Genomic DNA, 13,375 nt, shown 5'->3' with positions numbered 1-13,375 from the left:
CGCTCCTCACTCCCCGTCCAGCGGCCGCACCATAAAGAAGGTGGGCATCCGCCGGGGCTCCTCCTGGAGCAGGGAGACATTGTTCACCGTCTGCACCTGCCCCTCCTCATCCCGCAGCAGCATCACAGTGGAGGAGCCTCCGTCCAGGTTGCAGGCATTGACCGCGCCGTACTCCACCATAACGTCGATGACATCGGCATAGGTGGCCCCCAGGCTGCCCGCCTGACGGCCGTCCACGCACAGCAGGATCACAGTCCCGTCGGCCCGCTGCCCGATGGCGGTGCGGGGGTTGTAGCCGGAGTTGGTGTTGTAGGCCTCCTCGTTGACGGCGCTGTCCTTGATGAGCACAGGGCCATAGCAGCAGCCGTCCCGGATGCGGGCCTCCTTGGCCTCGGCGGCGGACATTTTTTTTGACACCACCAGGATATCGTCCTCATTGAAGCCGGCAAAGCCGTAGTAGGAGCTGCCGTCGTTCCACAGCACCTCCCCCCGGGACACCACCAGGCCGCAGGGCACGCTGCCCACCTCCGGGCTGATGGTGCCATTGTCGAAGAAGGCTCCGCCGTTGATGGCCGCCACTGCGCCCTCCGTCTCGATCTGCTTGGTGATCCGGGTTCCCGGCCTGCTTTTGGAGTAGCTCTTGGAGGACGGGGACAGGTACACCCGGGCCGGGTCCCGGATCAGCATCACGTAGGCGTTGTAGGTATCACCATGGACCTCCTCCACCCGCAGGCCATCGGGGTGCTCCGCCCACTCGTCGTCCTCCAGCCCCCCCTCTCTGCGGATGACCACCTGGGTGGGATCGGACTGTCCCTCTGGCAGGTCGGCAGCCACCTTGGCCTGGATCTGATCCACCGTCTCCTGCCCGACGAACACCGCCGGCACCCATTTGGTGGCGCTGGCCTCCAGCAGGGACATAGTCAGCCGGTTCCGGGCCGTCTCAGAGGGGCCGTTGAAGACCTCATCCATAATCATGCACAGCCCCGCCAGCAGCACCGCCGCCACAGACAGGACGGCCAGCAGCGTCCGCCCGATGCAGCGCAGGACGCGCCGGGGCGTGCCGGGCGCCTCACGGCGGCCCTGACGTTGATTCGTTTCACTCATGTAGAAGGCTTCCTTTCCTCTGTCTTACCTGCCTGGAACACCCAGCGGTGCTGGATCACATAGCTGCCCACAAACAGCGCCGTCATGACCGCCGCGTAGACGGCGGTCCGCAGGAGGGTCTGCCGGTCGCTGATGCGAGCGGCCCGAAAGACCCCCTCGGTCAGCAGGAACTGGGCCAGCAGCATGGGCAGGGCCAGCATGTAATACCGGATCAGGGACCGGCCCAGCGGGCCTCCCCCCCGGAACACCACCCACCGGTTCAGGGAGAAATTCAGCAGGGAGGACAGCACCCGCGCTCCGGCCGCCGCCGCCGCGGTGAGGGCCGCCCCGGTGAGCAGTCCCGCCAAAAGAAAGGACAGCAGGCCGAACAGCCCGGTGTCCGCAGCCGCGCTGGCCAGGGAACTGAGGGTGTAGCGGAAAAAATGGGCCAGGATCAGCCGGTAGATTCGCCAGGAGTCCCGCACGGCGTGAAAATGGGAACCCCGGTTCTCCTCCAGGTAAATGGTGCGAATGGGCGCCTCGCCATAGGGGATGTGCCGGTCCTTCAGGACCAGCAGCATGTTGGTCTCATATTCATACCGCTCTCCGGCCACCGCTGCCATCACTGCCAGGTCCCGGCGGGGAATCGCCCGGAGACCGGTCTGGGTGTCGGAGATCTTCATACCGCAGAAAATGTGGAAGACGGCGCTGGTGATCCGGTTGCCCATCCGGGAGCGGGGCGGCACCTCGGGCCGGGAAAAGTCCCGGCAGCCCAGGATCACCCGCTCCTCCGCCAGCATCTGACGGGCGCAGGCCGCCGCATCCTCCGGGTGGTGCTGTCCGTCACCGTCCACCGTCACCACCCCGGCGCAGAAGGGCCGGTGCTCCAACAGCCAGGAGAAGGCGGTCTTCAGCGCCGCCCCCTTCCCCCGGTTGACCGCATGGGACAGAAGGGTGACCTCCGGCAGGTGGGCCAGCGCCTGAAAATGCTCCAGCGTCTCCGGACTGCTGCCGTCGTTGACCAGGATCACGTCTGTAAAGCCAGCGGACAGAAGGCCCTCCACCGTCGAGCGCAGCCGCCGGTCGGGGTTCAGCGACGGCACCACCACCGCCACCGAGTCTCTTTTTTCCTGCTCCTCCATGTGCTTCTCTCTCCTTGCTTTCGCCGCGGCGGATGTGAAAAACCTCCCCACCGGACAGCGGGGAGGTCTGGGTATTCCAACAGCTTACATCAGCTTGACGGTGTAGTACACGAACAGGGCAAACAGCCAAGCCAGCATAACGTACACCAGATAATAGGCCACCATGCCGCCGGCCAGCATCGCGGCGGCCACAGCAGCCAAGCTGGCCAGACAGGTGGCCAGCAGCACACTGTAGGAGCTCCCCTTAGGCAGGAAGCGGAAGGTCTCTCCACCGCCCAGCGCGCCGTCGTTCTTCTTCAGCCACAGCGAGGCCAGGCCCACCACGATAATCGCAGCGGCCAGCAGAATGGCCTCCGGCCGGCCGGAAGCGCCAAAGCGCACAAACCACAGGGCCAGCACCGACATGCCGCAGGCGGACGCGGCCAGGAAAAACTCCCGCTGGTAGATATAGAACACCATCGCCAGCACCGCCCAGGCGATCACCAGCCAATACAGCATCGACATGCCGTCCGCCCGGTACTTGACGGCCACGTGGACGCAGATGGAGAGGGCGGCCAGCGCAATGGTCACGATCAGGGGCAGGGCATACTTCTTCCCCTGCTTCAGCTGCCAGGCCGTCCACAGCAGGGCCGCCAGAGCCGCCACTGGCACGGCGATGCGCGCCGCCTTCAGCACCTCATGCAGGGCGAGGAAGGTGTTGACTCCGGCCTCACTGAGGGAGTAATTGATATAGAAGCGGTTGAGCAGCACCAGCAGGACCTCCAGCACCACGGCTCCCACCACCCACAGCAGACCTCTCTGCAGGGCGATATCTTCCTGTTGGCGGCGTGCTTCTCTCTGTTTCTTATCCATGTGTCTTCATTCTCCTTGCTGCGGGCCGCCTTGGCCCGGCCGAGTATTGCATCTGTGCCCAAATATTCGGACATTTTAGTATTGTACCAGATAACTTCTTTTTTTGCAAGACATAAAACGGGAAAAGTATCCAAATTTCCGGTTCCTGGCCGTTTATTGCTGGGCAAAAGCCACCGTCAGCCGGACGCAGGCCGCCGCATCCTGGAGGCTGGCGGTCTCCGTCGGGGTGTGGATATAGCGGCAGGGGATGGAGATCCCCCCGGTCCTCACCCCCAGCCGGGTAGTATGGATGGCTCCAGCGTCGGTGCCGCCTCCCCGCATGATGTCCCGCTGGAAGGGGATCTCCTCCCGGCGCGCCAGCTCCTCCAGCCGGGCCACGACCTCCGGGTGGCAGATGATGGAGGAGTCCATCACCTTCACCGCCGCTCCCTTGCCCAGCCGGGTGGTGCCGCACCGTTCCGAGCCGGGCGTGTCGTCCACATCGGTGACGTCCACCGCAATGCCCACCTCCGGCTCCACCTGCCAGGCAGCGGTTTTGGCCCCCCGCAGGCCCACCTCCTCCTGCACGGTGAACACCAGATACAGGTCGCAGGTTGGCCTCTCAATTCGCTCCAGGGCGCACAGCAGCACGGCGCAGGCCAGGCGGTCATCCAGATAGGGGGAGGTCACCCGCTCCCTCTGGACGTGGAGGGGCTGGTCATAGATGCAGGTGTCCCCCACCTGGACCAGTTTTTTGGCGTCCGCCTCGTCCTTTGCGCCAATGTCGAGGAAGCACTCGTCCAGCTTCAGCCGGCCGAAGTCCGCCTTCTCCTCGGGGACAAACACCCCGCGCACGCCGTTCTTGAACCGCACCGCGCTGTAGGCCGCCTCCTTGGGGACAACGCCCCCCAGCCTGCCCACCCGGAGGAAGCCCTCCTCCTCAATGTGGGTGACGATAAAGCCGATGGAGTCCATGTGGGCGGCAAACATCACCCGGGGGCCTTCCCCCTTTTTATGGACGATCAGGCTGCCCATCGTGTCAACGGTGAGCTCATCGGCAAAGGGCCGGGCCAGCTCCGCAATCTTCTCCCGGATTTCCCCCTCGTCCCCGGAGGGACCGTGGGCCTGGTTCAAAGTCCGTAAAATTTCAATCAGTTCCATGCTTTCCTCCTCAATCCCACCAGAAATACCAGTTATGAGATTTCATCAGGCCGTCGGCCAGCCGCCCAACGGTCTCCACCCCCTGGTCCACAATGTCGTTGCAGTAGGCGTACTGCTCCAGGGCCAGGTCCAGGGCCTGCCAGCTGGGGACAGAGGTGCCAAAGGGGATGGTGTACTCCAGCACATCGGGGGTCATGAGGGCGGGGACGGCCTCGTACTTCTCGAACCAGTACTTGGCCACCGCCATGTGCTCCTCGGCGGCGGGACATTCGTTCCAGCCGCCGAAGGGCAGGTAAGCGAAGACCTCCCAGGGATGTTTGACCGGAATCTCAGCCAGAACGATGGGAATGGTTTGTTTTCCGTCATAGTCCCAAAGGCTCAAAAAGCGGTCGATTTTCTCGCCGCCGGACACCTCGCCGATCACATGGGCGTCCCAGTTGGCATAGAATTCGGGGTCGGCCTCCGCCCAGCCCTCCTTTGCTTCCCTCAGCCATTTTTGCAGGAGCTCCTTCCCCGACTCCAGCGGGGCGGACAGCAGCTCCTGCCGCGCCTGTTCGGCACTCTTGTCCTCCCCGTTGAGCTCGAAGCACTCCAGCAGAAGCTCGTCCACCGCGATCAGCATGGGGACAAAGCCCTCCTTTTTTCCACGGGCTCGGGCCTGATAGAAGTCGGAGCCCATCAGCTGGCAGTCATTGGAAGGAGGATAGTAGGTGCAGGGACAGCCCAGATACTCCTTCAGCTGCTCCACCTGTTCTTCAATCGTGTGTTCTCCGTGCATCGAAATCACTCTCTTTCTATCTTTATTCCCTCCTCCAGCCGCTGGGCCATCTCGGCCAGGAACAGCCGGGTGAGCTGGAGCATGTGTTCAAAGTCGGCCACGCTGCCCACGCTGGCGGGGGCGTGGAGATAGCGGGTGGCGGCGGACATTGCCGCCACCCTCACCCCGGCCTTGGCGCGCTGGATGGTGCGGGCGTCGTTGCCCCCGGCGATATACTCCTTGGTCTGCCAGGGGATGCCGTTCTCCTCAGATAGACGGCGCAGGGTCTCAAAAAGTTCCCGGTCATAGATGGCGGAGCCGTCCATATAGGAGATCACCGGCCCCTTGCCGGGGGCGCACACCCGGCGGTGGCTCTCCACCCCGGGCAGGCCGGCGGCGGTAGTGGTCTCCAGCACCAGGGCGATCTCCGGGGTGACCGAGAAGGCCGCCCCGAAGGCCCCCCGAGTGCCCACCTCCTCCTGGGCGGTGAAGGCGAAGGTCACATCCAGGGGCAGGTCCTCCTCCAGCAGCTTGAGCATGACGGCGCAGCCCACCCGGTCGTCAATGGCCTTGGCTTTGAACAGGCCGTCCCCGAACTCCTCCGGCTCACAGACAAACGCGCCGTAGTCCCCCAGCTGCACCAGCCGTTCGGCGGACGGTTTGTCCTTGGCCCCGATATCGATATAGAGCGATTCGGTTTTGGGGACCTTTTTCCGCTCCTCCTTGGTGGTCAGGTGGATGGCCTTCAGGCCGATGACTCCGGGAACCTTGTTGTGTCCAATGACCACCGGCTTGCCGATGGCCACCCGGCGGTCCACCCCGCCCACAAAGTCAAACTTGAGGAAGCCCTCGTCGGTGATGCGGGTGACGATGATCCCCACCTCGTCCATGTGGGCGGCCAGCATCAGCCTGTTCCCGGTGGACTTTTTGCCCTTTTTAAAGACGATCAGGTTTCCAATGGCGTCGGTGCGGACGTGGACAGAGGGGGCGGCCTTTCTCGCCTGGTTGGCGAGATACCAGCGCACTTCGTCCTCCTCTCCGGATACGCCGTTGAGCAGGCACAGCTCCTTTAAGGTGTTCAGCATGTCTCTTCCCCCTCTCCCAAACTCTCCACAAAGGCGGCCAGCAGCTTGGCGGTATCCTCTAAATCCTTGCGGTGGACCACCTCCACTGGGGTGTGCATATACCGCTCCGGGATAGACAGCACGGCGGTGGCTACCCCTTCCCGGCTGACCTGGATGGGCCAGGCGTTGGTGCCGCTGGAGCCGGACATGACTTCAATCTGGAAGGGGATCTCTTCCTCTGCCAGCTCTGCCAGCTCCTTAAGCCGCCACGACAGGGACCGGGCACAGTTGGGGCCAACCCCGACAACCGGCCCCCGCCCAGCTTAAAGGTCTCGTGTTTGGAGGCGTCGGGGCTGTCCCCATGGGTGACGTCCACCGCCACGCACAGGTTGGGAGCAAGCTCATAGGCGGCGGTAATGGCCCCGGTACTGTGGGTCTCCTCCTGGGTGGAACCCAGGACGTACAGGTCCACGTCAAGCGGCGTGTCCTTTAACCGCTCCAGTACGTCCAGCAGGACGGCGAAGCCGCACCGGTCATCCAGCGCCTTGCCGCACAGCAGCTCCTCCCCCAGCGGGGCGCAGCCCCCCCGGTAGGTGACGGGAGTGCCGGCAGGGATGCGGGTCTCCGCTTCCTCCTGGGACAGTCCCACGTCGATATAGAGGTCCTTGATGGGCAGGGAGTTGTTCATATCGTCCGCCGTTTGGACGTGAGGGGGCAGGCAGGCCACCACCCCGTGGATGGGCGGGTCGGTGAGCAGGACCACCTCCCGGTCGGGGAGCATCCGGGGGTCCACCCCGCCCAGAGGGGCGAAGCGGAGAAAGCCCTCCTCGTGGCCGGTGACAATCAGGCCGATCTCGTCCAGGTGGGCGTCCAGCAGCAGCTTTTGGGCGTTCTCCCGGCCGCACCGGCGCACCCCCACCACGCTGCCCAGCCGGGTGGTGTACACCTCGTCTGCCAGGGGACGGAGCAGTTCCGCCGCCGCCTGGACCGCCGGACCCTCAAAGCCGCTGGGTGCGGACAGGGCGCACAAGCGGCTCAGCGTCTCTTCATAGTTCAAAGCAGAATGCCTCCATTCTTAAAGAATAGCGTTCCAAGATATCTCTATCCTAATACAAAGTTTGAAAAGACGCAAGTTCTTTCAAAAAATACAAATTCAGTCGAAACTGCCATTGACATAAATTTTTCTTTCCCCTATAATAATCCTCTGCTGAGAAGAAGGATGAAAAAGGAGGAATTTCTGGTGTCACAGCCCGCAAGTGAAAATAAAATGGGCATTATGCCCGAGAACAAGCTGCTCTTGAATATGGCAGTTCCCATGATCATTTCCATGCTGATCCAGGCGTGCTACAATGTGGTAGACAGTTATTTTGTGTCCAAGCTGAGCGAGGACGCGCTGAATGCGGTCTCGCTGGCCTTCCCGGTGCAGAACCTGATGATCGCCGTGGCGGTGGGCACCGGCGTGGGCATCAACGCCCTGCTCTCCCGCAGTCTGGGCCAGAAGGATCAGGAGCGGGCCAACCGCACCGCCATGAACGGCACTCTGCTGGAAATCGTCAGCGGACTGGTGTTCACCGTCCTGGGCCTGACCTTTGCCCGGACCTACTACATCATCCAGACCGACATCCCTGGCATCGTCCGCTACGGCGCCGACTACCTGACCATCGTAACCGGGGCCTGTATCGGTATCTTCCTGTCCGTCACCTGCGAGCGGCTGGTCCAGGCCACTGGCCGGACGGTGTACGCCATGGTCATTCAGGGGGTCGGCTCGGTCATCAACCTGATCCTGGACCCCATCCTGATCTTCGGCCTGTTCGGCTTCCCCCGGCTGGAGGTGGCGGGCGCCGCCGTGGCCACCGTGGCCGGTCAGATCGCCGGAGGACTGGTGGGCCTGTACCTGGCCCTGACCCACAACCCGGAGATCCAGATGTCCTTCAAGGGCCTGCGGCCCAGCCGGGAGATCATCGGCAACATCTACAGCGTGGGACTGCCCTCCATCATCATGCAGTCCATCGGTTCGGTGATGGTGTTCGGCATGAACCAGATCCTGATCGCCTTCACCTCCACCGCCACGGCGGTCTTCGGCATCTATTTCAAGCTCCAGTCCTTTATCTTTATGCCGGTATTCGGACTGAACAACGGCATGGTACCCATCGTGGCCTACAACTACGGCGCCCGCAAGCCCGACCGGATTGTAAAAACCGCCAAGCTGGCCATCGCCTACGCCATGGGTATTATGGTGGCGGGCTTTGCCCTGTTCCAGCTGTTCCCCCAGGTATTCCTCGGCCTGTTCACCGCTGAGGGGGAGGATCCAGCCGCCCTGCTGGCTATTGGCGTGCCCGCCCTGCGCATTATCTCCATCAGTTTTCTGTTCGCCGGGTTCTGCATCGTCAGCAGCTCGGTATTCCAGGCGCTGGGGCATGGGGTGCTGTCTCTGGCTGTCTCTGCCATCCGCCAGCTGGTGGTTCTGCTGCCCGCAGCGTTTCTTCTGGCCCAGACCGGAAGTCTGGACGCCGTGTGGTGGGCCTTTCCCTTTGCCGACCTGTTCGCGGTTGCCTCCAGCGCCCTGTTCCTCTGCCACGTCTACAAAAAGGAGATCGCCCCCATGAAGCAGAATTCCTGACCTGACAGCCCCGTCCGCCTGGACGGGGCTGTTTGCTTTACCAGTCCAGCCGCAGGACGTCCCACGCCTTGACCCCCTGGGCCTGCAGGGCGGCCAGGTAGAGAACCAGGGAGAAGACCAGCGTCCCCACCCCCGCCGGGACGGGAGCGCCGCCGCTGTCCTTCAGGAGCCGAAACAGCAGGTTGCCCGTCAGCCCCGACAGCAGCGCGGCCAGACCGGGGGCGGCCATCCACCGGAAAGGCTCCAGCCGCAGCCCGGTGGCCCGGACGATCTGCCACAGGCACAGCGCCAGCTCCAGCGCGGTGGACACCACCGCTCCGGCCACATAGCCCGCCATCCCCACTCCGGACAGGGGTACTAACGCCAGGGTAAAGCCCAGCTGGACCGCTCCCCCCAGCAGGGAAATCGCCGCCACCGCCCGCTGACGGCCTATGCCGTTCAGCGAGGCGCACAGCACCGAGCAGCCGCAGCTCATGGCCATAACGCAGGCCAGCGGGACGAGGTACTCCCCCACCCCGTCCTGGTGAAACATGGCCCGCCCCAGGTCGGGGCCCACCACCACCATAAAGGCCATAGAGGGCAGGGTCAGCAGGGACACCGCCGAGATAGCCTGGGACACCAGCCTCCGGCACTCCCCGGGGCGGTTCAGGGCGCAGGCCCGGGACAGCCGGGGCACCAGCACCAGGTTCAGCGCCCCCAGAAACACGATGGGCAGGGAGAGCATGGGCATGGTCATCCCGCACACCACCCCGAACTGGGACACGGCGGCGGACCGGTCCGCGCCCCCCTCCACCAGCTTTTGGGGGATAAGGGCGGAGTTGGCCGCGTTGAGCAGATTGCCCAGCAGGGCGTTCAGCCCCACCGGGAGGGCGATGGACAGCACCCGCCGCCGCCGGATGTTTCCCTCCTCCCCCCGGCCGGTGAGGGGTCCCCGCCGCCGACGGTACAGCACCACCAACGTGCAGGAGGAAAAGACCTCGCAAAGGATCATCCCCGCCACAATCAGACCCACCACCCGCTCCGGGTACTGGGGCAGGAAGAGGAGCAGCAGGGAAATCACCGCAAAGGTTCGGACAAACTGCTCCAGCAGCTCCACGATGGCCGGGGGCCGCACGATGCCGGAGCCGTAGAAGTAGTGCTTGTGGCAGTTCTCCACCCCGGTGAGGGCCACGCAGGGGACCAGCAGGATCAGCCCCAGCTGGGTGCGGGCGTCCCCCAGGAGGTAGACGGAAATGGCGTCCGACCCCAGGATCACCACCGCTCCCACCGGGAGGAGCAGCAGAAAAAACAGCCTTAAGCAGGTGGCGATGGTCTGGTCCGCCGCTTTGCGGCTGCCCAGGGCCAGGTGCTGGGAGGTCAGGTTGGATACCGCCGAGGTCAGCCCCACCGCGGTGAGGGCCATCAGCACTGAGTTCACCGGCATGATCAGCTGGTACAGCCCCATCACCTCCGCCCCCACCAGCCGGGAGAGCACCACCCGGTAGCCAAAGCCCAGCAGCTGGGAGACGGCGCTCAGCGCCGTGAGAAACAGCGCGCCCTTTCCGGCGGACAGCATTTTTTCAGACAAGACGATCCCCCCTCCTGACACTCTATTCGGGAGGGGGCAGGGTTAGGACAGAAGCTTTTGCTGTGTTCCCCTATCGAAACAACTCATGGACCGGACAGTGAAATACCATTGCCAGACGCAGAGCATCCGTTACCATTATTTCTTTGGGAAGCGTTCCCTGCTCCAGTTCTTCCAACATCCACAGTGGGACATGACTGCGGCTTCCCAATTCGGCAAGGGATATACCTCCTTGCATCCTACGTCTTTGTACATTGCAGATAAATAGCTTTATATAGTCTTCTTTTTTCACTTTTTAACCATCTCCATTCTTTTATTATACATGATAAAATTTCTTTTGTTGACTTTTGGCAGAAATTCTGGCATGTAAAATAAATATGAGGTAACATCGGTGAAAACTTTCCTTGCCCTTTCCTGAACTATCCGCTATAATGGAGACACCACTTAAAAATAAGGAGGAATTTTCCTATGTCTTTTGTAACGCTTGAGAAGAAGGGCCCTGTGGGCATTGTTACCATGAACCGGCCCGAGGCGCTGAACGCCCTGGACAAGCAGGTGCTGGAGGACCTGAACGCCGTGCTGGATCAGGTGGAGAATGACCCGGAGATCCTGGTGGCCGTTGTCACCGGGGCGGGCCGGTCCTTTGTGGCCGGGGCGGACATCGGCCAGATGTCCGGCTTCACCGCCGTGGAGGGCAAGGCCTTCGGCGCTTACGGCAACGGGGTTTTCCTGAAGCTGGAGAACCTGACCAAGCCCACCATCGCCGCCGTCAACGGCTTCGCCCTGGGGGGCGGCTGCGAGCTGTCCATGGCCTGCGACATCCGTCTGGCCAGCGACAAGGCCAAGTTCGGCCAGCCCGAGGTGGGTCTGGGCATCACCCCCGGCTTCGGCGGCACCCAGCGTCTGGCCCGGATCGTGGGCGTGTCCAACGCCATGGAGCTGATCCTCACCGCCAAAACCATCAAGGCGGAGGAGGCCCAGCGCATCGGTCTGGTCAGCCACGTCTACCCCGCCGAGGAGCTGATGGACAAGGCCATTGAGCTGGCCAACGCCATCGCCGCCAACGCCCAGGTGGCGGTCCGCCAGTCCAAGGCGGCCATCCGCCGGGGGATGCAGACCGATATGGCCACCGGCGCCGCCTTCGAGGCCGAAGCCTTTGGCCTGTGCTTCGCCACCGAGGACCAGAAGGACGCTATGAGGGCCTTTGTCAACAAGGAAAAAATCACCGCGTTCAAAAACCGCTGAACTGAAACCGGCCGCCGGCGGACTATCCGCCGGCGGTTTATTTTGGATAGAGAGATGATTACCCATGGACCTGGCCGTCCTGTTTTCCAATCTGGTTGGACTGTTCCTGCTCATTGGAGTGGGGTTTTTTGTGGTGCGGAGCGGACTGCTCCCCGCCGAAGCCTCCAAGCCCATGAGCACCCTGCTGATGAAGGTCACCGTTCCCGCCACCATCATCCACTCCATGATCCGCCCCTTTGATCCGGGCTTTCTGCGGCTGGGCGGGTGCATCTTCCTGATTGGCGCGGTGATCTACCCCCTGTTCGCCGGGCTGTCTCTGGCGCTGGCCCGGCTGTTCCAGGTGCCGGAGGGGCGGCGGGGGATGTGGTGCTGCTGCACCACCTTCTGCAACAATGGCTTTATGGGCTTTCCGGTGGCGCTGGCCCTCTTCGGTGAGGAGGGCCTCACCCTGACGGTGATCCTGGGCATCCCCTTCAACCTGCTGCTGTACAGCGTGGGGGCGCGGATGGTGTGCATGGACCTGCCCCAGAGCCGCTCCGGCCACCCCCTCTCCTGGGGGCGGGCGGTGTTCAGCGTGATCAACCTGTCCATGGCCATCGGCCTGCTGCTGTACTTCACCCAGCTGCCGCTGCCCCAGGCCCTCTCGGCCCCGCTGGGCTACCTGTCCGACGCCACCACCCCCCTGTCCATGATCATCACCGGCATGAACCTGTCCCAGGGGAAGGCGGCGGACATCCTGCGGGACCGGGACGTCTTCACCGCCTCCGGGACCCGTCTACTCCTCTTCCCGCTGGCCGCCTGGGCGCTGATCCGCCTGATCCCCGGCGTGGACCCGCTGATAGCCGGCGCGGCCCTGATCAATCTGGCCATGCCCGCCCCCGCTGCCGCCGCCCTCCTGGGTGAGCAGTACGGCGGCTGCACCCAGCTGGCGGCCCGGACCGTCTTTCTGTCCAGCCTGCTGTGCATCGTCACCATCCCCCTCGTCTCCCTGCTGCTGTAATTGGGAAAGGAGTATGTTTATGAAGGTCGGAATCATTCAAATGGCGGTCTCCGCCGATAAGCAGACCAATCTGGACCGGGCGTCCCAGCACATCCGGGATGCGGCGGGACGCGGAGCGGATCTGGTCATTCTGGGAGAAATGTTCTGCTGTCCCTACGAGAACGCCGCCTTTACCGCCAACGCCGAGACGCGGGAGGGGCCCTCCACCGCCTGTCTCAGCCGGGCCGCCCGGGAAAACGGCGTGTATCTGGTAGGCGGCTCCATCCCCCTGCTGGAGGACGGGAGGCTCTACAACGCCTCCTTCGTCTTCGACCGGTCCGGTCGGGTGATCGCGGTCCACCGGAAGGTCCACCTGTTCGACATTGATGTGGAGGGCGGGCAGTATTTCAAGGAGTCGGATACCTTCACGGCGGGAAATGAGGTCACCCTTTTTGACACCGAGTTCGGCAAAATGGGGCTGTGCATCTGCTTTGACTTCCGCTTCCCCGAGCTGGCCCGGATCATGGCCCTGGAGGGGGCCCGGTGCATCTTCGTTCCCGCTGCCTTCAACATGACCACCGGCCCAGCCCACTGGGAGCTGATGTTCCGCCAGCGGGCGGTGGACAACCAGCTGTTCACCGTGGGAGCGGCTCCCGCCCGCTCCTACGAGGGCTACGTGTCCTACGCCAACTCCATGGCCGTCTCCCCCTGGGGCGAGGTGCTCTACCGGGCCGGGGAGGCGTCCGAGGCGGCGGTGGTGGAGCTGGACCTGTCCCAGCTGGAGGCGGTGCGGCGGCAGCTCCCCCTTCTGTCCGCCAGAAGGACCGACCTGTATGCCGTCCGCCGGGTCTGACCGCCTTTGTTTCCCGATTCCCTTGCACAGCGCCGCGATCTGTGTTACAATCAGTACCATTACCAACAGAAGAGAG

12 protein-coding genes and 1 pseudogene are annotated in these 13,375 nt (G+C 63.4%); 4 read left to right on the top strand and 9 right to left on the bottom strand.

Translation table 11 applies throughout. The annotated features are described in order from the left end of the window. Window positions 1–6: 6 nt before the first annotated feature. The 8 genes and pseudogenes from VV088_RS14300 to VV088_RS14265 all read right to left on the bottom strand — a co-directional run. Complete coding sequence (locus VV088_RS14300) at window positions 7–1,104, bottom strand: phosphodiester glycosidase family protein (RefSeq protein ID WP_334601364.1); 1,098 nt, start codon at window positions 1,102–1,104, stop codon at window positions 7–9. Further along, entirely contained in the window at window positions 1,101–2,225 is a 1,125-nt protein-coding gene (locus VV088_RS14295; RefSeq protein WP_334601363.1) for a glycosyltransferase, read from the bottom strand. The genes VV088_RS14300 and VV088_RS14295 overlap by 4 nt, the downstream gene beginning before the upstream one ends. 84 nt (window positions 2,226–2,309) lie before the next feature. Beyond that, complete coding sequence (locus VV088_RS14290; RefSeq protein ID WP_334601362.1) at window positions 2,310–3,077, bottom strand: hypothetical protein; 768 nt, start codon at window positions 3,075–3,077, stop codon at window positions 2,310–2,312. Between the two features lie 153 nt (window positions 3,078–3,230). Beyond that, window positions 3,231–4,217 (bottom strand): M42 family metallopeptidase, encoded by a 987-nt coding sequence (locus tag VV088_RS14285; RefSeq protein WP_334601361.1) that lies wholly within the window; start codon window positions 4,215–4,217, stop codon window positions 3,231–3,233. Between the two features lie 10 nt (window positions 4,218–4,227). After that, entirely contained in the window at window positions 4,228–4,995 is a 768-nt protein-coding gene (locus VV088_RS14280; RefSeq protein ID WP_334601360.1) for a DUF4253 domain-containing protein, read from the bottom strand. A 5-nt stretch (window positions 4,996–5,000) separates the two neighbouring features. After that, on the bottom strand, window positions 5,001–6,059 hold the full coding sequence (locus tag VV088_RS14275; protein WP_334601359.1) for a M42 family metallopeptidase: 1,059 nt from the start codon (window positions 6,057–6,059) through the stop codon (window positions 5,001–5,003). Then, on the bottom strand, window positions 6,053–6,313 hold the full coding sequence (locus tag VV088_RS14270) for a hypothetical protein (RefSeq protein ID WP_334602074.1): 261 nt from the start codon (window positions 6,311–6,313) through the stop codon (window positions 6,053–6,055). The genes VV088_RS14275 and VV088_RS14270 overlap by 7 nt, the downstream gene beginning before the upstream one ends. Before the next feature lie 95 nt (window positions 6,314–6,408). After that, a pseudogene (locus tag VV088_RS14265) lies at window positions 6,409–6,951 on the bottom strand (M42 family peptidase); the annotation flags it as partial. Window positions 6,952–7,257: 306 nt separating this feature from the next. On the opposite strand from VV088_RS14265, the gene VV088_RS14260 reads away from it, so the two are divergent. Beyond that, window positions 7,258–8,658, top strand: coding sequence for an MATE family efflux transporter (locus VV088_RS14260; protein ID WP_442913161.1), 1,401 nt, complete (start codon window positions 7,258–7,260; stop codon window positions 8,656–8,658). A gap of 37 nt (window positions 8,659–8,695) precedes the next feature. Here the strand turns inward: VV088_RS14260 and VV088_RS14255 are convergent, their stop codons facing one another. After that, window positions 8,696–10,225, bottom strand: coding sequence for an oligosaccharide flippase family protein (locus VV088_RS14255; protein WP_334601357.1), 1,530 nt, complete (start codon window positions 10,223–10,225; stop codon window positions 8,696–8,698). Between the two features lie 465 nt (window positions 10,226–10,690). Between VV088_RS14255 and VV088_RS14250 the strand changes: the two genes are divergently transcribed. The 3 genes from VV088_RS14250 (at window position 10,691) to VV088_RS14240 (ending at window position 13,299) form a co-directional block, all read left to right on the top strand. Beyond that, a complete protein-coding gene (locus VV088_RS14250; protein ID WP_334601356.1) occupies window positions 10,691–11,467 on the top strand; it encodes an enoyl-CoA hydratase-related protein in 777 nt (258 codons plus the stop codon). A 64-nt stretch (window positions 11,468–11,531) separates the two neighbouring features. Beyond that, window positions 11,532–12,467, top strand: coding sequence for an AEC family transporter (locus VV088_RS14245; protein ID WP_334601355.1), 936 nt, complete (start codon window positions 11,532–11,534; stop codon window positions 12,465–12,467). 19 nt (window positions 12,468–12,486) lie between these two features. Beyond that, window positions 12,487–13,299 (top strand): carbon-nitrogen hydrolase family protein, encoded by an 813-nt coding sequence (locus VV088_RS14240; RefSeq protein WP_334601354.1) that lies wholly within the window; start codon window positions 12,487–12,489, stop codon window positions 13,297–13,299. Window positions 13,300–13,375: the final 76 nt, after the last annotated feature.

The sequence above is a fragment of the Lawsonibacter sp. JLR.KK007 genome (genome assembly GCF_036941135.1).
Lineage (GTDB): Bacteria > Bacillota > Clostridia > Oscillospirales > Oscillospiraceae > Lawsonibacter.
The sequence above is the reverse complement of the archived record's forward strand: the minus strand, read 5'-3'. Positions and strand labels throughout refer to the sequence as shown.